Annotated in this window: 17 protein-coding genes; 2 read left to right on the forward strand and 15 right to left on the reverse strand. The window is 54.3% G+C overall.

Going from position 1 to position 17,772, the window contains the following annotated elements; translation table 11 throughout:
• Positions 1 to 10: 10 nt before the first annotated feature.
• From hslV to KIH86_RS17410, 7 genes are all read right to left on the reverse strand, one after another.
• Entirely contained in the window at positions 11 to 559 is a 549-nt protein-coding gene (gene hslV, locus KIH86_RS17380; RefSeq protein ID WP_262416602.1) for an ATP-dependent protease subunit HslV, read from the reverse strand.
• Positions 560 to 592: 33 nt separating this feature from the next.
• Positions 593 to 1,972 carry an FADH(2)-oxidizing methylenetetrahydrofolate--tRNA-(uracil(54)-C(5))-methyltransferase TrmFO gene (gene trmFO / locus KIH86_RS17385; RefSeq protein ID WP_235775453.1) on the reverse strand — a complete coding sequence of 460 codons (1,380 nt, stop codon included), beginning with the start codon at positions 1,970 to 1,972 and terminating at the stop codon, positions 593 to 595.
• Between the two features lie 49 nt (positions 1,973 to 2,021).
• Positions 2,022 to 4,121, reverse strand: coding sequence for a type I DNA topoisomerase (gene topA / locus KIH86_RS17390; protein ID WP_223087076.1), 2,100 nt, complete (start codon positions 4,119 to 4,121; stop codon positions 2,022 to 2,024).
• Between the two features lie 505 nt (positions 4,122 to 4,626).
• Positions 4,627 to 5,748, reverse strand: a complete 1,122-nt coding sequence (dprA, locus tag KIH86_RS17395; protein WP_223087073.1) for a DNA-processing protein DprA — start codon at positions 5,746 to 5,748, stop codon at positions 4,627 to 4,629.
• A 190-nt stretch (positions 5,749 to 5,938) separates the two neighbouring features.
• Entirely contained in the window at positions 5,939 to 6,868 is a 930-nt protein-coding gene (gene sucD / locus KIH86_RS17400) for a succinate--CoA ligase subunit alpha (RefSeq protein WP_223087070.1), read from the reverse strand.
• Between the two features lie 53 nt (positions 6,869 to 6,921).
• On the reverse strand, positions 6,922 to 8,082 hold the full coding sequence (gene sucC / locus KIH86_RS17405) for an ADP-forming succinate--CoA ligase subunit beta (RefSeq protein ID WP_223087068.1): 1,161 nt from the start codon (positions 8,080 to 8,082) through the stop codon (positions 6,922 to 6,924).
• 298 nt (positions 8,083 to 8,380) lie between these two features.
• Positions 8,381 to 8,854, reverse strand: coding sequence for a MarR family winged helix-turn-helix transcriptional regulator (locus KIH86_RS17410; RefSeq protein ID WP_223087064.1), 474 nt, complete (start codon positions 8,852 to 8,854; stop codon positions 8,381 to 8,383).
• 147 nt (positions 8,855 to 9,001) lie between these two features.
• On the opposite strand from KIH86_RS17410, the gene KIH86_RS17415 reads away from it, so the two are divergent.
• Together KIH86_RS17415 and KIH86_RS17420 are read left to right on the forward strand one after the other, a co-directional pair.
• A complete protein-coding gene (locus tag KIH86_RS17415; protein WP_223087061.1) occupies positions 9,002 to 9,460 on the forward strand; it encodes an organic hydroperoxide resistance protein in 459 nt (152 codons plus the stop codon).
• A 118-nt stretch (positions 9,461 to 9,578) separates the two neighbouring features.
• The gene (locus KIH86_RS17420; RefSeq protein WP_223087055.1) at positions 9,579 to 11,306 is read left to right on the forward strand and encodes a YifB family Mg chelatase-like AAA ATPase; all 1,728 of its coding nucleotides are present in this window, start codon (positions 9,579 to 9,581) and stop codon (positions 11,304 to 11,306) included.
• A 59-nt stretch (positions 11,307 to 11,365) separates the two neighbouring features.
• Here the strand turns inward: KIH86_RS17420 and KIH86_RS17425 are convergent, their stop codons facing one another.
• The 8 genes from KIH86_RS17425 to ylqF all read right to left on the reverse strand — a co-directional run bounded on the left by KIH86_RS17425 (position 11,366) and on the right by ylqF (position 17,768).
• Positions 11,366 to 11,746, reverse strand: coding sequence for a nucleoside triphosphate pyrophosphohydrolase family protein (locus KIH86_RS17425; RefSeq protein WP_223087053.1), 381 nt, complete (start codon positions 11,744 to 11,746; stop codon positions 11,366 to 11,368).
• Between the two features lie 104 nt (positions 11,747 to 11,850).
• Positions 11,851 to 12,429: a phosphoesterase gene (locus tag KIH86_RS17430; protein ID WP_235775454.1), complete on the reverse strand. Its 579-nt coding sequence runs from the start codon at positions 12,427 to 12,429 to the stop codon at positions 11,851 to 11,853.
• A 99-nt stretch (positions 12,430 to 12,528) separates the two neighbouring features.
• The gene (locus KIH86_RS17435; RefSeq protein ID WP_223087050.1) at positions 12,529 to 12,933 is read right to left on the reverse strand and encodes a hypothetical protein; all 405 of its coding nucleotides are present in this window, start codon (positions 12,931 to 12,933) and stop codon (positions 12,529 to 12,531) included.
• Between the two features lie 187 nt (positions 12,934 to 13,120).
• Positions 13,121 to 13,543 carry a YraN family protein gene (locus tag KIH86_RS17440; protein ID WP_223087045.1) on the reverse strand — a complete coding sequence of 141 codons (423 nt, stop codon included), beginning with the start codon at positions 13,541 to 13,543 and terminating at the stop codon, positions 13,121 to 13,123.
• Complete coding sequence (locus KIH86_RS17445) at positions 13,540 to 13,842, reverse strand: EscU/YscU/HrcU family type III secretion system export apparatus switch protein (protein WP_223087043.1); 303 nt, start codon at positions 13,840 to 13,842, stop codon at positions 13,540 to 13,542. Before KIH86_RS17445 ends, KIH86_RS17440 begins: the two co-directional genes overlap by 4 nt.
• Complete coding sequence (locus KIH86_RS17450) at positions 13,839 to 15,947, reverse strand: DNA ligase (protein ID WP_223087041.1); 2,109 nt, start codon at positions 15,945 to 15,947, stop codon at positions 13,839 to 13,841. The genes KIH86_RS17445 and KIH86_RS17450 overlap by 4 nt, the downstream gene beginning before the upstream one ends.
• Before the next feature lie 109 nt (positions 15,948 to 16,056).
• Positions 16,057 to 16,680: a ribonuclease HII gene (locus KIH86_RS17455; protein ID WP_223087038.1), complete on the reverse strand. Its 624-nt coding sequence runs from the start codon at positions 16,678 to 16,680 to the stop codon at positions 16,057 to 16,059.
• 221 nt (positions 16,681 to 16,901) lie between these two features.
• Positions 16,902 to 17,768, reverse strand: coding sequence for a ribosome biogenesis GTPase YlqF (gene ylqF, locus KIH86_RS17460; protein ID WP_223087036.1), 867 nt, complete (start codon positions 17,766 to 17,768; stop codon positions 16,902 to 16,904).
• Positions 17,769 to 17,772: the final 4 nt, after the last annotated feature.

Genomic DNA, 17,772 nt, shown 5'->3' on the forward strand with positions numbered 1-17,772 from the left:
CTGAAGTCGGTTATGCCTTCAACTCTTCGACAATAATATTGGAATTCGTATACACGCATATCTCCGATGCAATCACAAGCGCTTCTCTTGCAATTTCGGCTGCACTCAGGTTGGTCGCATGGCGCTTCAGCGCCCGGGCCGAGGAGAGGGCGAAGTTTCCTCCGGAGCCGATAGCCAGCACATCGTCATCCGGCTCGATGATTTCTCCCCCGCCGGAGATAAGCAGCATGCCGTTCTTGTCCATCACGATCATGAGCGCCTCCAGCTTGCGCAGAACGCGGTCCTGACGCCAATCCTTGGCCAGCTCTACCGCCGCCCGCTGCAGATTGCCGTGATGCTCCTCCAGCTTCCCTTCGAACTTCTCGAACAGCGTGATGGCATCCGCCACCGAGCCGGCAAAACCGGCAATAACCTGTCCTCTGTACAGCCGCCGGACCTTCTTGGCCGTCGTCTTCATAATCACATTCTCGCCAAAGGTGACCTGCCCGTCGCCTGCGATGGCGGCCCCTCCATTATGGCGTACCGCACAGATTGTCGTTGCATGAAATTCCGGAATCATGCTCTTACCTCCCTTAATCGCCTGCACATTGGTTTAGCTGTTCTGCAAGGCATCCTCATTCACAGTATGCGGCAATCCCGTCTTCCCTGCAAATTCGGCCAGACTGTCCAACGCCCGGTGTGCCAGCATCTCATTCTTCTCCTTTTTGTTGCGGATCTTGCGTTCCGGTTTGGGCAGAAGGCCAAAGTTGGCATTCATCGGCTGGAAATGCTCCGGATCGGCCGACGTAATGTAAGCCGGCATGCTGCCGATCACCGTATCCTCCGGGAAGACCAGCAGTTCCTCGCCAAGAGCGGCTCTCGCCGCATTGATTCCGGCGATAAGGCCGGAGGCGGCCGATTCCACGTAGCCCTCAACCCCTGTCATCTGGCCTGCAAAGAACAGCTGTCCGCGCGCTTTCATCTGATATGTCGGATGCAGCAGCTTCGGTGAATTGATGAACGTATTGCGGTGCATGACACCGTAACGGACATATTCCGCATTTTCAAGTCCGGGAATTAGCGAGAACACCCGCTTCTGCTCACCCCACTTCAGATGTGTCTGAAAGCCGACGAGATTATAGAGCGTTCCGGCCGCATTATCCTGGCGGAGCTGTACGACTGCGTAGGGAAGCTTCCCTGTATGAGGATTGAGCAGGCCGACTGGCTTCATCGGTCCGAACAGAGCCGTCTGCTTGCCGCGTTTCATCATGATCTCGATCGGCATGCAGCCTTCAAAGTAGATTTCCTTCTCAAAGTCCTTGAGCGCTGCCGTCTCCGCATTGACCAGGGCTTCATAGAACACATCGAACTCTTCTTCGCTCATCGGACAATTCAGATAAGCGGCTTCACCCTTGTCATATCTGGAAGCCAGGTAGACTTTGCTCATGTCGATGGATTCTTTCTCGACAATCGGCGCCGCCGCATCGTAGAAGTAGAAATACTCTTCGCCTAGCAGCTCTTTGATTTCCGCGGACAGTGAAGGGGATGTCAACGGTCCGGTGGCTATGACTACAATCCCCTCCTCCGGTATATGCGGAAGTTCTTCATTTATAACTTCGACGAGCGGATGATGACTCAACCGCTCAGTGATTTCGCCTGAGAAGCCGTCACGGTCAACGGCAAGCGCACCGCCCGCAGGGACTGCATGCTTATCTGCCGAGCCCAGGACCAGCGAGCCAAGACGTCTCATTTCTTCCTTGAGAACGCCTACCGCATTTCCGAGGCCATTGGCCCGCAGCGAGTTGCTGCACACGAGTTCGGCGAATTTATCCGTATGGTGGGCCGGTGTCTTCACAACCGGTCTCATTTCATACAGCCGCACCGGCACTCCGCGCGAAGCGATCTGCCAGGCCGCCTCGCTTCCGGCCAATCCTGCACCAATGACGGTGACCGGCTTCGCCGAGCCGGATGTATCCTGCAATTGTTCTGTCAACTTGATACAACCTCCGTTAACTCTTGATGATGGACAGGAATCGGACGTCTTATTCCGCCGCTTCCTCCTCATTCTCTTCCAGCAATTCACTGTGGTCACAGGATGTACACTGAAGCTTCACGCCCTGCTTATTCCGTTTCTCAATCATCCATGAGCCGCATTCCGGACAAGGTTTCGCTGACGGCTTATCCCACGAGACGAAATCGCACTCGGGATAGCGGTCGCATCCGTAGAAGACCCGGCCTTTTTTGCTACGGCGCTCCACTACCTTGCCTTCGTGGCATTTCGGGCATTCTACCCCGATGTCCTTGATGATCGGCTTGGTATTGCGACAATCAGGAAAGCCGGAGCAAGCCAGAAACTTGCCGAAACGGCCCAGTTTATACACCATCGGCTTGCCGCATTTCTCACAGACCTCATCGGAGACCTCGTCGACAATCTCGATCTCTTTCATTTCTTCTTCCGCAACTTCCAGACGCTTCTCGAAGGATTCGTAAAACTCGCCCAGCACCTTTACCCAATCCTCGGAGCCTTCTTCCACATGGTCCAGATCACCTTCCATATGAGCCGTAAACTCGACATCCAGAATTTCCGGGAAGAACTGCTCCATCTGCTCGATTATCAGCTCTCCGAGCTCCGTCGGCATGAACTTCTTCTCTTCGATCGCGACATAGCCGCGTTTCTGGATCGTCTCTAGGGTCGGGGCGTACGTACTCGGACGGCCAATGCCCAGTTCCTCCAGCGTTTTCACGAGTCGGGCTTCCGTATATCGCGGAGGCGGCTGTGTGAAATGCTGCTTCGGGTCGATTTCCTGAACGGCAAGCTTATCCCCCGATTGAAGCTGAGGCAAATACTTTTCTTCTTCAGTCGTTCCGTCGTCGTTCCCTTCCACATAGACCTTCATAAAGCCAGGGAACGATACTTTGGAGCCGACAGCCCGGAAAATGGCATCGCTTGCCGAGATATCCACAGACAGCGTATCGAGTACGGCGGAAGCCATCTGACTGGAGACAAAGCGTTCCCAGATCAGCTTATACAGTCTGAATTGGTCGCGGCTGGTGAATTCCTTGACGGAATCCGGTTCCCGCAGGGCCGAAGTCGGACGGATCGCTTCATGCGCGTCCTGGGCTCCTGCCGCTTTCTTCGAATACTGGCGAGGACTCTCCGGCAGGAAATTCCCGCCGTACTTGCCCGTAATCAGCTCACGCGCTTCATCCTGAGCCGTTGTCGAAATCCGGGTGGAGTCGGTACGCATATATGTGATGAGACCAACAGTTCCTTCCTTGCCAAGCTCCACGCCTTCATACAGCTGCTGAGCGACGGACATTGTCTTGGCCGCCCTGAAGCCGAGCTTGCGGGCCGCCTCTTGCTGAAGGGAACTTGTCGTAAACGGTGCCGACGGGTGGCGCTGTCTTTCCTTCTCCTTCACTTCGGAGACGATAAAGTCAGAGCCTTCAATTGCTTTTAAAACTTCCTGTACGTCGCTCTCCTTGCCCAGTTCCAATTTCTCGCCCTTCAGCTTATAGAACTTGGCGTCGAACAGAGAATCCCGAATCGCAAGCTTGGCCGTAATTGTCCAGTACTCCTCCGGAACAAATGCCGAGATTTCATTTTCACGATCCATAATGATCTTGACGGCAACAGACTGAACGCGTCCGGCGGAAAGGCCTTTTTTGACTTTCTTCCATAGAAGAGGGCTGATCTTGTAGCCTACCAGCCGGTCCAGAATACGTCTCGCCTGTTGGGCATTAACCAGATCCATGTTGATTTTGCGCGGGGTCTTGAACGCATCCTTCACTGCCTGTTTGGTAATTTCGTTGAAGACAACCCGGCAATCCTGAGTGTCGTCCAGTTCGAGAGCATGCGCCAGATGCCAGGCGATCGCTTCTCCTTCGCGGTCCGGGTCAGCCGCCAGATAAACTTTTTTAACTTTTTTGCTTGCATCCTTAAGCTCTTTCAGCACAGAGCCTTTCCCGCGAATGGTAATGTATTTGGGATTGAAGCTGTTCTCGACTTCCACGCCGATCTGGCTCTTGGGCAGGTCGCGAACATGACCCATCGAAGCTTTCACGATATATTTGCTGCCTAAATATTTGCCAATCGTCTTCGCCTTCGCCGGCGACTCGACAATGACCAAAGAATCCGCCACAGAATCGTCCTCCTAAAAGTTTTATAGCATTACTTCGTTGAAATCACTTCGTAAAACTGGCTTCGAAAGCACTCGCTTAATTTTGATAGCGCTGCTTCGCTGAAATTACTTCGTAAAATTGGCTTCGGAAGCATCCGCTAAGTTTTATAGCATTACTTCGTTGATATCACTTCGTAAAAACCGGCTTCGAAAGCATCCGCTAGTTATTTTCGCGTAATCTCCATGCTCGCTTCGTAAAATTTACTTCGGATGTATGCACTCAAATTGTTAGCCATACTTCTCAGAAACCGCTTTGCAGAAAACTGCGATAGCACTAACAGAAATAAAAACAATATCTTCCGAACTCAGTTTTTCAGTCGCCGGTCGTCAACCGCACAATTAACCGACCGACGGATCGGATGCTGCACACTTGATTGCGATCTATTGACTAAGCGTTACTAGCGCTGGTTCTCCCTCTCATCCTGTCCGGTTTGCGTTTCTAAAGCGGATTAAAAATTCAGGTTCCCTATCCTATCACTTTGTATACCGAACCAGGTAGGGTTGTTACCGCTTTTTTTACGATTAAAGATAACAGAACCGAATGCAAATGTCCAAAATCGAGCCCGGTCTTCTCCAGAAGCTCATCCAGCGTGCATGGCTCCTGATGCAGTATATGGTATAGGCGAAGCTCGGCACTTGTCAAATTCTTTTCCGGCTGAAGAGGATGGGAATCCTTATGTAAGACCGAAGAAACATCACTATTTTTCTCTTTTTCAGGAATATAATGGCTGTAAAGATCAAGGATATCCCGCACTTCCGTAACAAGCCCGGCCCCCTGTTTAAGCAGGTCAAGCGTCCCCCGGCTCTTGGGAGAGGTTATTGGGCCTGGAACAGCAAATACCTCGCGGTTGTATTCAAGCGCTGCGGCTGCTGTGATCAAAGAACCGCTGCGGCTGTCCGCTTCCACGACGAGAGTTCCAAGCGTCAACCCGGCGATAATCCGGTTGCGCTGCGGGAATAACCCCGGATGACTCTTCGTCCCAAGCGGATATTCCGTAACGACCAGTCCATGGCGGACAATCTGTTCCATAAGCTCCCGGTTCTCCGGAGGGTACACCTTATTCATCGGCGTCGCAATCACCGCCACAGTTCCTCCGGCCCGCTGCAAGGCAGCCTCATGACATACGCTGTCAATTCCGCGTGCCAATCCGCTGACAACGGTCAAACCCCCATCCGCCAATTCTTCGGCAAGCACAGCTCCTACCCTTCGGCCGTACGCGGTTGGAACCCGGGTACCGACGATGGCGATTCCCGGAGCGTGCATAAGCTCTACACGGCCGCGGTAGTACAGTACCCATGGGGGCTGAGCGATCTCCCTTAATCGAGCGGGATAGTCTTCGTCCAGCAAGGTCATGATGCCGATCCCGGCGTCCCCGTTCAGATGGATTCGCCCCCTGATCCATTCAGGAGTGAAGTGACCGGCGAGTTTTGCCGATAATATAGGCTTTAATCCGATATCTTCCCAATCCTCTTGTTTGAGCTCAAACGCCAAATCCGACAAAAATCCCGCCTTGCGGATTTTGTCGATGCTCTTCCAGCCGATCCCTTCCACCTCATGTAGTCCGAGCAGAATGTCCCGTGTATTCATATGCCATGCTCTCCTTATCCGGAAGGCGCACCTTCCCTATTTTGGTCCAAGCTCTAAGCAAAAGCAAGACTGCTGCGTCACACGAACGGGCCACACAGCAAAAAAGCAACCTTTTATCCCCATCAGGAAATAAAAGGTTGCTTACCTTTGCCGCTATTATACCTGAAATCCGTTGAAACGGACAGCGTAATCAGTGAGACGTACAGACGTTGAGAATTCCTTTCTCCTCCAGAACTCTAACCAGTGTGGAGCCCATTTCGGCAGGAGTCGGCGCGACGGTAATTCCGCAGCCCTCCAGCACGGCAATTTTTTCGACAGCTGTGCCTTTGCCTCCGGAAATGATAGCGCCCGCATGCCCCATTCTTTTGCCCGGAGGCGCGGTCGTGCCGCCGATAAAGCCGACAACCGGCTTGGTCATATGCTCGCGGACCCAATCGGCAGCTTCTTCCTCTGCTGTACCGCCGATTTCACCTATCATGATAACCGCCTTCGTCTGCGGGTCCTCATTGAACCTTTTTAAAATATCGATAAACTCCGTGCCCTTGACCGGATCGCCGCCAATTCCGACAGCCGTCGATTGGCCGATGCCGCGGGCCGTCAGTTGATGCACAGCCTCGTACGTCAGCGTTCCGCTGCGTGAAACAACGCCTACGTATCCCGGCATATGAATGTAGCCCGGCATAATGCCGATTTTACACTCGCCCGGCGTTATGACACCTGGACAATTCGGTCCGATCAGCACGGTAGAGCGGCCCTCCATGTACCGTTTCACCTTGACCATATCCAGCACCGGAATGCCCTCGGTTATACAGATGACAAGTTCCAGCCCGGCGTCCACAGCCTCCATGATCGAGTCCGCGGCAAAAGCCGGCGGCACATAAATAACACTCGCAGTCGCACCTGTGGCGGTCTTGGCTTCGATCACCGTGTTGTAGATCGGCAGGGATTTTTTGTGCCCATTGTCCAGCTCAATTTCAGCAAACGTCCCGCCTTTGCCCGGTGTAACGCCGCCCACCATCTGTGTACCGTATTCCAAAGCGCCCTTCGTGTGAAAAAGTCCCGTTGATCCCGTGATTCCCTGGGTAATCACTTTCGTATTTTTATCGACAAGAATGCTCATGACCGTTCACATCCTATTCTTTTAGTAAATACGCCGAATATGCCCAGTATGGGTTATTGCACGAGTGCAACGATCTTACGGGCGCCATCTGCCATGGAATCGGCCGATACGATGTGGAGTCCCGAACCGGACAATATTTGTTTGCCCAGCTCCACATTGGTTCCTTCCAGACGGACGACGAGCGGCTTGGTCAGGCCGAGCTGGCGCGCCGCCTTCACTACTCCACTTGCGATGACGTCGCACCGCATGATCCCGCCAAAGATATTGATAAAAATGCCCTTAACCTTGACGTCGGACAAAATAATCTTGAACGCTTCCGTGACCTTCTCCGCAGTGGCGCCGCCCCCGACATCGAGGAAATTGGCAGGCTCGCCGCCATAGTATTTAATAATATCCATCGTGGCCATTGCGAGGCCCGCTCCATTTACCATGCATCCGATATTACCGTCAAGCGCAATGTAACTGAGGTCAAATTGAGATGCCTCGATTTCCTTCTCGTTCTCTTCACTCGGATCGCGGAGCGCTACAATATCCTTGTGCCGGAACAGTGCGTTGGAATCAAAATTCAGCTTGGCATCCAGGGCCAGTATATTACCATCTGCTGTAACGACGAGCGGGTTGATCTCCGCTATGGAGCAGTCTTTATCGACAAAAGCCAAATAGAGCGCTTGCATAAACTTGACCGCTTTCCCCACCAACTCGTTCGGAATGGATATATTGTAGGCCAGTCTTCGCGCTTGAAAGACCTGCAGTCCGACAGCCGGGTCCACAATCTCCTTGAAAATCTTCTCCGGATGCTCCGCCGCCACTTCTTCGATTTCCGTTCCGCCTTCTTCGGAGCCCATAAGGACGATCCGTCCAGTCCCCCGGTCGACGACAAGTCCGAGATAATACTCCTTCACTATCTGGCAGCCTTCTTCAATGAGAAGCCGATTGACCTGCTTGCCCACAGGACCAGTCTGATGCGTCACCAGCGTCTTGCCCAGAATTTCGCCGCCATAGTCGCGGACTTCCTCCAGACTCTTCGCCACCTTGACGCCGCCTGCCTTGCCTCTACCGCCAGCATGGATCTGCGCCTTGACCACGGCAACCGGACCACCCAATTCCTGTGCGGCGACCACAGCTTCCTCCACTGTGTAAGCGACTTTTCCATTCGGGACTGCAACCCCATAGCCCCTAAGCACTTCTTTGCCCTGATACTCATGAATGTTCATTCGGGAAGCCTCCTAATGTGTGGCGAACAGCGCAGCTGTCTTATACGCTTGTTTCGCTTATACGTTTGGATTGCCGCTGAGTCGGGTCTTAGGATTGCTGCATCCTGTATTCCTGTAACACACGGGAAGAAACCGGTTGTTTCCCCCGTATGCTGACAATGAAAAACACTGTCAAATTAGGAAACCCAGAATATTGTAACATGAATTTAAAACGCTTTCCTTAAAAATATTCACATATTGTACACAAAATTTCGCATGATTTCATGCCGAAATGCGATTGATTTTATTGAAATTCCATTCACAGCTTCTCAGCAACATTCGCCTGATGCACACGATCCAGCAAAGAACGGAACTGTCCCAACAGTTCAGCAAATTCATTCTTCTCCATCGTCATTTCCTCTGCCATCATGGAAGGAATGCATGTCGCTTCATCCCGAAGCGCCCATCCTTCACCGGTCGGCGAGACCAGCACCTTACGCTCATCTTCCAGAGAGCGCTCCCGCACAATCAATCCGGCGGCCTGCAGACGTTTGAGAAGCGGAGTAAGCGTACCGGAATCCAGATACAGTGCCGTGCCCAGTTCCTTCACCGTACACTGCCGTTTCTCCCAGAGTACTAACATCACGAGATATTGGGAATACGTAAGTCCGAGCTTGTCCAGCAAGGGCTGGTACAGCTTGGTGATCTCACGAGAACACGCATAGATGGTAAAGCACAACTGATTCTCCAGCAGCAGTTCCGGGATCGGGTTCGAATTAGATGATTGGTTCATCTGGTAAGTCACCTGCTTTCTTGGTTTGATTTTATCACAAATTGCGGGTAATTTCTTGTTAATTGCGAAAAAATAATTTGACACAACTTATTTTTGTGTTAAATTAGATTGTGTAAAATATAATTGTTAAAAGGAGATTGATATCATATGATGACCATCCAGCAAAAAATGTACGAAACGACCGTAAAAGCTGTCGGAGGCCGCAGCGGCTATGTGGAATCCTCTTCCCCCGAATTCTCGCAAAAAATCTCCACACCGCGCGAAATGGGCGGAGCCGGAGGAGAAGGCACCAATCCGGAGCAGCTGTTCGCCGCAGGCTATTCCGCTTGCTTCGACAGCGCGCTGAACATGGTTGCCCGCCAAAGCCGCATCAAGATTGAAGGCAGCGAAGTAACGGCGACCGTCAGCTTCGGCAAGGTGGAAGACGGCGGCTTCGGCATTGCAGTCAAGCTGGATGTGCTGGTCAAGGGCGTTGACCACGACACAGCCGTAACCCTCGTTAACGGCGCACATGCCGCATGCCCATACTCGCGAGCCACTCGCGGCAACATTGCCGTCGACATCAACGTACTGGAAGAAGAACATTCCTTCGGCGGAGGGTATTGATTTCGACTCTTTCACGATTATAATGGAAGAAGATTAATCTTTGGAAAATGAGGAAGCACCTCTTGACCGAAGCCCGGCGCATTTGTTGCGCGCCGACTTTGGATAAGGGGTGTTTGTTATGTATGGACAACTGAACAGCGCGTGCCTGTACGGCATCGAAGGCGTCATGATCAGCGTAGAAATCGATATTGCCAATGGGCTGCCGCAGACCCACATAATCGGCCTGCCGGACTCCGCGATCCGCGAATCGGCGCTGAGAGTCCGCTCCGCCGTCCGCAATTGCGGCTTCCGCTACCCGCAGCAGCGGATTACCATCAACCTGGCTCCGGCCGATCTGCGCAAGGAAGGCTCCGCCTTCGACCTGGCTATTGCGGTCGGCATCCTGACAACGAGCGGCCAGCTGGTGATGCCTTCCGCGAAGCAAATGCTGCTGATCGGCGAACTGGCTCTCGACGGCAGTCTAAGACCTGTCACTGGTGTGTTGCCGATGGTGGAAGCCGCTCGTCGCGGAGGATTTGAGGCCGTTCTGCTGCCGAAGAAGAACGCTGCGGAAGCAGCTCTCATCAGCGGGATGAAGGTGTACGCAGCCAACCACATTAACCAGCTTCGGGACGTGGCTGTGGAGCCGAAACGCGAACCCGTAGTAATGACGAATCAAGAAGCCGTTACTTGCGTAATCCCGCCCTCAGACAATCCGGCTTCGTCAATTAGCGAGGATAAGGCAGACCTGACTGCGGCGCTACCTTTCCCGGTTACAGTGGATGGTACTCCTGCTCCGAAGGAACCGGTAACGGCCTATTCATTGGAGCATCTTCGCTACATCTCTTCGCCCATTATCACGGAGCCGGCCAATGCCGAAGAGGCGATGAAGGAAGACTACAGCGATGTAACCGGCCAGCATCATGTGAAGCGGGCGCTGACGATAGCCGCCGCCGGAATGCACAATATTCTGCTGATTGGTCCGCCCGGAACCGGCAAGACCATGATGATCAAGAGACTTCCCGGAATTCTCCCCGCCTTATCCGACAGCGAAGCGCTTGAGGTAACGAAGATCTTCAGCGCAGCCGGCAAGCTGATCGACGCCCGGCAGGGCTTGATCCGGGACAGGCCCTTCCGTTCTCCGCATCACACCATATCAGGAGCAGGACTGATCGGCGGCGGAAGCGTTCCGAAGCCCGGTGAGGTAAGTCTTGCCCACCGGGGCATTCTGTTCCTCGATGAGCTTCCGGAATTCTCACGCAGCGTTCTCGAAGTGCTGCGCCAGCCGCTGGAGGATCATATCGTAACGATCAGCCGGGCGAGAGCCGCCTTTACGTTCCCGGCCAGAATGATGCTGGCTGCTTCAATGAATCCTTGTCACTGCGGTTTTCTCGGCAGCGGACATCCGGCGCAGCGCTGCACTTGCAGTCCCGCACGCATCGCCCAATACCGGGGACGTTTATCTGGTCCACTGCTTGACCGGATCGATCTTCAGGTTGAGGTCCCTCGCCCTAGAGACTGGGACAAAAAAGAGGCCTCCGCCGGCTTGTCGACCGCCGATATGCGATCACAAGTAGAAGAAGCCCATCGCATCCAGGCCGCCCGTTACATAAAGCTCCCTATTTCCTGGAACAGCGAGCTGTACGGCGCCGCCCTGAAGCGCCATGCCGATCCCGGCCCTGACGGCTTACAGATGCTGCATGACCTTTTGGAGAATCTCGGACTTAGCATGCGTTCGTATGACCGGATTCTCAAGCTGTCCCGGACCATCGCCGATCTGGAAGGTGCGGAACATATTGCCGCGGAACATATCGCAGAGGCGCTGCAATACCGCAATCTAGACAAGCCTCCGGGCGGTGAGGATTAAGTCGAATCACATAAGTCATATGCAGCAAACTAAGCTTGCCACATCACTCTTGGAATCGCTCAAATGGTCTTGCCGCCGTGGCGGTGCGGCCGCGTTGCATTATACGCCATCTTCTCCTGTATGGCCCGATCGAGATCAATGCCGTAATAAGCGCATGCATCCATCACCCGGATAACCACATCCGCCAGCTCGGATGGTATACCACAAGGCTTCCAGGTTTCATCAACCGGTTCCCGGGAGGTCAGAATCTTACCGTCACTCTTCTTCTCATACCAGGTGGATTCCGGAGCGGCGCCGTTCCGGTAATCCTCCAGCGCTTCTGAGAGCTCGCTGTGCATAAGTGCAATCACTTCACCGAAGGTGCGTCCGCCTCCATCATACCAGCCCTTGTCCAGCGCAGTTTGATGAACCTTGGCGCTTAACTCATTCATAGTCGGCATATTCTATATACTCCCTTTTTGCATAATTCGGATCTATCGTTTTACAGCCTATTATTAGCCTATTATTATAGAAGAAAAAATTCACGGCATCACGCAGCATCCCTTTAAACGCCCTCATCGGCCCGATCTTCTGCCCAGTCTTCGCCTGAAGACTCGGCTGTTTTTAAGATGTCCATCATGTTCTCAAATGAGACCGGACGGTAGTCCCACAGCTCGACACTGACATTGAAATGCTGTATGCCTTCGTATTTCTGGCCATGGATATGCCCGTGCACATTGACATAAGGCATGTGACGGTTCATATAGAGCGGCTCATGAGTCAGTAGAAAAAAATCCTTATAGATAAGCCCATGCTCGCTCACTTCATCAAAGCCGGCATCAAGCCACCAGCTTCGGGAACGGCCGCGGTCATGGTTGCCGAGAATCAGCGTGATACGTCCGTTCAGACGTTTAACTATGTCCGCTGTGTCGCTTTTATTCATAAAAGAAAAATCCCCTAAATGGAACACCTGATCTCCGGCTCCAACCGTTTCATTCCAAGCTGCGATCATGGCTTCATTCATATGAGACACATCGCGAAAAGGACGGGATTCATAATCCATAATCGCCCTGTGCCCGAAATGATGATCCGAAGTAAAGAACACGTTTGCCACTGTAAAGGTCACCTCTGTTTCGTTGTTCATATCTGTTTGACCGCATATAAAAAATAAGGAGTCGTCGATCCGCAAGCGCTCCCCCGTTTTCAATCAACGATTTCGCTTACCGTCTCATACGACGTCCTATCAATGACGTTTATTATGCCTCCGGCTGCCATTTGTCCTCATTAATTCTGCGATGGCAGGTACAGCTTCATTGTCGACAAGCCACTGTCTCATCACTTTAATTGCCTCGATTTGTCCTGCACCGTCATCCCGCCAAGTTAACAGCTCAATAACCTGAATAATCAGCATCATCAGACTGGCGTTATTACTCTGCGTTTGGTCGGCCCGGATTTTTTGGATCAGAGCCTCGTTCTTCCAATCTATTAATATCTCTTCGGCAATGGCCGGACGCATAACAGTAAAGGTATGATGACATGAGGCGCAGTTGATGGAAAGAACCGGTTCGCCGCCAAATTTGACCCTGATTTCCTGCCCGCACTGATGGCAAGCAAACTTCACTTGTATATCAAAGGGTTGTTGACTCACTCGGACAGCCTCCTCCCGGGTGTATTGGAAAGGTTACACTATTGTATACCCATTTCCGATCAAGACTGACCCAAAGCTGCCAATTAAGGCTTTCATTTCGGCATGGTTACAAGCACTGTAGGCATAATCACTCTTCTACCTCCAGAGACGGATTTGCACTTTTTGTCATAGATCGCTGTTAGCGTCTTCAAAAAGCGTCGGGTATGTGATGCAGCGAGTCAATACTCATATCCGGATAAAAGCGAACTGCGATGGCATCGAAAGCAACAGGCCGGTTATCCTTGCGGGAAAGGTGCAGATAGACCGCGGCAGTCCGGCGGACCTGTTCCCGCTTACGGGGGTCCACCGCCTCTTCCGGTGTTCCGAGAACGCCGGACCCGCTGCGGCTGCGAACCTCGACAAAGATAAGAACCCCGGACTTCTCCGCGATGATATCGATTTCTCCTGTCCGGCACCGCCAGTTCCGCTCCAGCACGGTGTAGCCCCGGGAAGACAAATACAATACCGCCGCCTCTTCCGCAGCTTGCCCTTTTTGCCTGCGGGTGTACGTTTCCCCGGCAGCCCCGTTATGATTGTCGCCCGATCTTCGGGATGCTCCCGGGTTACTCATTGCCTCTCCCGATTCCTCGCAGCGGTATCGCTTTGGTAGACATAGCTTAAAATTTCGGCTACCAGCTGATACAGCTCTGGGGGAATCTGCTGGTCAAGATCCAGCTTGGACAGGACTTCTACTAAAGCTGCGTCCTCCTGGACGGTGACGCCGCCTTCTTTGGCTCGCTTCAGGATCTCCTCGGCGACATATCCCCTGCCTTTGGCAATGATAACCGGCGCATCCGTCTCGCCCGGCGTATATTTTAAGGCAACCGCTTTTTTCAGCAGACTGCGGCTGCGGTCTTCAGGCTCGTTCATACCCGGTAATCCACTCCTCTATAGGAATCGGGAATATAATCGGAGGACGTTCCGTGGACTTTCACCAGAGCATCACCGTTCCTGACAGGGAGCGGCTCGGCTTTAAGCGACAAGAGCTGATAGCCAATCCCTTCCACCGCCGTCTGAATCTGGTCACGGGTCGATTCGAACAAATCCCGGGCCCATGACTCATCATTATGCAGCTTCAGGCTTACGATCCGGTCTACCACCTGCACATCCACAAGCGTCCGGCCTATGGCCTGCATATCCAGATCGAACCAGAGCCGGCAGTTCGACGCATCCAGTTCACCTTTGCGCCCTCTTCTGGACTGGATGTGCACGGAGGCCGTCTCCGTTCCGTCCGGCCCCTTGAGCGGCAGGAACAGGGTGACCTGGGCAAAGGGAGCCGTCCGGTCCGTATTCATCAGCAGCTGCTGGCCGGTAAGATTCTGCACCAGCTGCCCTGCCGTCTCCTTCAGCGCAGGCGGCAGCACGCCCGTATCCAGGGCCTGAAGCAGCAGGCCCTTCACGGTATCCGCTGCGCGGGCGGCGCTATCCTGCGCCGCGCCGCCCGATGCTTCAGCGTGCTGCGCGCCGAAGCGCACCGCCAGCTGCTCGTGCTCCGCACCGAGCAGCTTCAGCACCTTCGCCACCCAAGCTCCGCTCTGGGCGGCCTGATCCGGCTGCGGCTGCCCTGCCGCCGCAGCATTCTGCCCGGCGACATCCGGCCGGGCCGTTTCCGCCCCCGCCGAGCTATGCGGCGAGGTGGCGCTGGCGAGCTGCGGAAGGGTATCACGCAGCTCGCTGAGCACGCCCTGCAGCTTCGCCAGCAGGGCCTCGGGCCGCGCGGGAGCAGGGCGCGCGGCTTCCTCCCCGGCCGGCCTTGCCTGGCCGGGGGCGGTATTGTCCTGCGGGGCAGCGCCGTCCCGCAGGCGCGGGTTCTCGGCCGCCGCTGTGCGGGCGGCCGCTCCTTCGGGCGGCGGATCAGCGTCCGCCGCCGGCAGAGTGCCGGCTTCAGGCGGAATTCCGCCATCGCCGGCCTTCACCGCAGCAGAGGCTGGGCCTGCTGCTGCACTCGCCGCCGCGTTCCCCGCGGCGGGCTGGGCTGCGCCCTCCGGAACGGGCGCAGGTGCCTGGCCGCCGGTAGGAGCGGCGGCGGTTCCGCCGGCAGATGTCTCCGTGTCTGCCGGCGGCATCCCGGCAAGCGCTGCGCCGTTTGCAGGCTGCTGCCTGCCGGCGGGATCAGTCAGTCGGGATGCCGGAGCATTGGAACCGCCTTCCACCGTGTGCGGAGCATTCGGGCTCGCGGGTTTTCCATTGGCAGCCGTATCCTCGGGTCCATCTTGAACTCCCTGGGCAGCCGGATTCCCAGTCCCCGACGCGCTGCCCGGTTTGGCTTCCCGAAGTGTCGCCGTCGCCGTCTCAGGAGCCTCGCCAGCAGCTTGTCCGTTCAGTTGTGACGGGCTGCTCTGGGTCGTCTGCGGCTTCGCACCATCGCCCTCGTTCTCCAATTGCCCGATCAATTGCATGACCTGCTCCTCCAAATTGGACAGCAGCTCATGCAGCGGAGGGCCGAACACGGCCTGTTGAATACCCTTCACACTCTCCGGGGTGACGGGCAATCCCCTTTTCAGCGAAATCACCGCAGACTCCAACCATTCCTGAACCGGAACAGCCGAAGGCTTGGCATCCAGAATCGTCTTCAGCTGCGCAGCCGTCTCCTTCGTTAAAGGCAGACCTCCGGACTGCATAGCCTGAACGATATCCCTCCCTCCTTTCACATCGGTCAGCCCGAGCGTTTCCAGCGCTTCTCCCATCGTAAGCCCAGCGGCAACCGAATTGCCGGATTGGTACGGCTTCAACACCGGCAGCCCTTCCTCATTCGGAGGAGCCACTTGGAGCGTCATCGCCTGCCCTGCCTGAACCGGAGCTTCCAATTCGGCGCGGACCGGAGTCCCCTGGATCTGGACTACCGCCTCTTTGCCGGAATCGGATACGCTGAGGACGACACCGCGGACAACCTGACCTTCTTTCAAATCCAGCGCCTTCGCTTCTCCTGGCTTAGTATCACCTAATAAACCGCGAATCAAAGATCCGATATTCATTACAGCCTGCCTCCTTCCCCATTTACTCTCTGATACTAATATCGGATGAAAGCGTCCGTTTGGAGAGTCCCGGTATCCGGATCATGTCTACTTCTAGCAATATCGGATCTCAGAACAGTGCGATCTGCTCGGTCAGAATGTTCCCCAAAAAGCTGCGTCTATGCATTGGTGACGGTCCGAATTCGACAATTCGTTCCCGGTGCAGCTTCGTGGCATATCCCTTATGTATAGCGATCCCGTAACCGGGATACATCTCTTCCCATAACCCTTCACACAGCCGGTCGCGAGTCACTTTGGCCACGATCGATGCCGCGGCGATGGACTGGCTGTTCGCATCACCCTTAATGATCGACTGCTGCGGCAGTTTGATGTCGATCTTCTCGGCATCCACCAGCATATAATCCGGTGAAGTTTCAAGGCGCTCAACGGCCAGCTTCATGGCGAGCCTGGAAGCCTGTTTGATGTTGATCTCATCAATAACGGTTGCATCCACATGCCCGACCCCTACGGCAACAGCCTGCTCCATAATCAGTTCGAACAGCGCGTCCCGTTTCTTGGCTGACAGCTTCTTGGAATCATCTACTCCGTCAATGATCAGCCCCTCCGGTAAAATCACCGCGGCCGCCACTACATCACCGAACAAACAGCCTCTTCCCACCTCGTCCACACCGGCAATATGCCGATAGGAGCTGCCCCAAACTTCTTTTTCATATTGCAGCATATCCAATTCCATTTCCTTCACCCGCTTGCCTTTTCTTACGCAATCCGCGTTATTTGTACAGCTTACCACAGGCCGCGCCCGGCGGCATCCCCCAAATCTCCCGGCTTTCAAGTAAAATTGACCAATCGTCGATTCCGTCCAACGCAAAAAAAGAACCGCCGATCTTCATCGGCCGGTTCTTCCGGCTTGGGGTAATTTAAGCCCCGTGCATTTATTAGATTTAAAGAACTGTCTTAATTACCGGGAGCTTCAAGTGAGAAACGGCCCAGCTTGCCGGCCCGAAGTTCGTGAAGAAGCGTTCGGGAAGCTTTCTCCAGATCCACTCTGCCTCCGCTGACCAGACAGCCCCGTTTCCGGCCAATCGCTTCCATTACGGTCACGATTTCATCCGGATTATCAAGATCCTCCGGAAGCTTCTCAATGCCATAACGCTCCTTGAAGCGGTCTCCGTAATCCTTCATCAGGAATTTAATCGCATAGAACGCGATGTCCTCGACGTTGAGAATCTCTTCACGAATTGCACCGGTGATGGCCAATCGATAGCCTACCATCTGATCTTCAAACCTGGGCCACAAAATACCCGGAGTATCGAGCAGCTCCAGATCGCCCCCGGTTTTGATCCATTGCTGTCCCTTGGTCACGCCAGGCCGGTCACCCGTTGCCGCGATATTTCTCCCGGCCATCCGGTTGATCAGCGTCGACTTGCCTACATTGGGAATACCTACAATGAGTGCGCGCATGGCACGCGGGTTCATTCCCTTGGCAATCTGCCGGTCAATCTTCTCCTTCAGAAGCAGACGCACCTGATCCGGTATTTCCTTCACTCCACTGCCTGTCGAGGCATCGACCGGATGCGCCACATGACCTTCTGAGCGAAAATAGGCCAGCCACCTCTTGGTTGCCTCGGCGTCCGCCAAATCGCTTTTATTCAGAATAATCAGCCTAGGCTTATCCTTCAAAATATCGTCAATCATCGGATTGCGGCTCGACAGCGGAAGGCGGGCATCAAGAAGTTCGATGGCAACATCAATCAGCTTCAGCTTATCCTCGATTTGCCTTCTGGCCTTGGTCATATGACCCGGAAACCATTGTATGGTCACTGCC

This window comes from Paenibacillus sinensis, from assembly GCF_019904155.1.
Taxonomy (GTDB): Bacteria; Bacillota; Bacilli; order Paenibacillales; family Paenibacillaceae; genus Paenibacillus_AQ; species Paenibacillus_AQ sinensis.

Bases quoted from the DNA above. Each gene is read 5' to 3' on its own strand.
- KIH86_RS17455 (WP_223087038.1), bottom strand. From the start codon at position 16,680: ATGGAATTGGATATGCTGCAATATGAAAAAGAAGTTTGGGGCAGCTCC.
- KIH86_RS17420 (WP_223087055.1), top strand. From the start codon at position 9,579: ATGTATGGACAACTGAACAGCGCGTGCCTGTACGGCATCGAAGGCGTC.
- sucD (WP_223087070.1), bottom strand. From the start codon at position 6,868: ATGAGCATTCTTGTCGATAAAAATACGAAAGTGATTACCCAGGGAATC.
- KIH86_RS17450 (WP_223087041.1), bottom strand. From the start codon at position 15,947: ATGAATATCGGATCTTTGATTCGCGGTTTATTAGGTGATACTAAGCCA.
- KIH86_RS17415 (WP_223087061.1), top strand. From the start codon at position 9,002: ATGATGACCATCCAGCAAAAAATGTACGAAACGACCGTAAAAGCTGTC.
- KIH86_RS17430 (WP_235775454.1), bottom strand. From the start codon at position 12,429: ATGAACAACGAAACAGAGGTGACCTTTACAGTGGCAAACGTGTTCTTT.
- KIH86_RS17425 (WP_223087053.1), bottom strand. From the start codon at position 11,746: ATGCCGACTATGAATGAGTTAAGCGCCAAGGTTCATCAAACTGCGCTG.
- KIH86_RS17440 (WP_223087045.1), bottom strand. From the start codon at position 13,543: ATGAGTAACCCGGGAGCATCCCGAAGATCGGGCGACAATCATAACGGG.
- KIH86_RS17410 (WP_223087064.1), bottom strand. From the start codon at position 8,854: ATGAACCAATCATCTAATTCGAACCCGATCCCGGAACTGCTGCTGGAG.
- dprA (WP_223087073.1), bottom strand. From the start codon at position 5,748: ATGAATACACGGGACATTCTGCTCGGACTACATGAGGTGGAAGGGATC.
- sucC (WP_223087068.1), bottom strand. From the start codon at position 8,082: ATGAACATTCATGAGTATCAGGGCAAAGAAGTGCTTAGGGGCTATGGG.
- KIH86_RS17445 (WP_223087043.1), bottom strand. From the start codon at position 13,842: ATGAACGAGCCTGAAGACCGCAGCCGCAGTCTGCTGAAAAAAGCGGTT.
- hslV (WP_262416602.1), bottom strand. From the start codon at position 559: ATGATTCCGGAATTTCATGCAACGACAATCTGTGCGGTACGCCATAAT.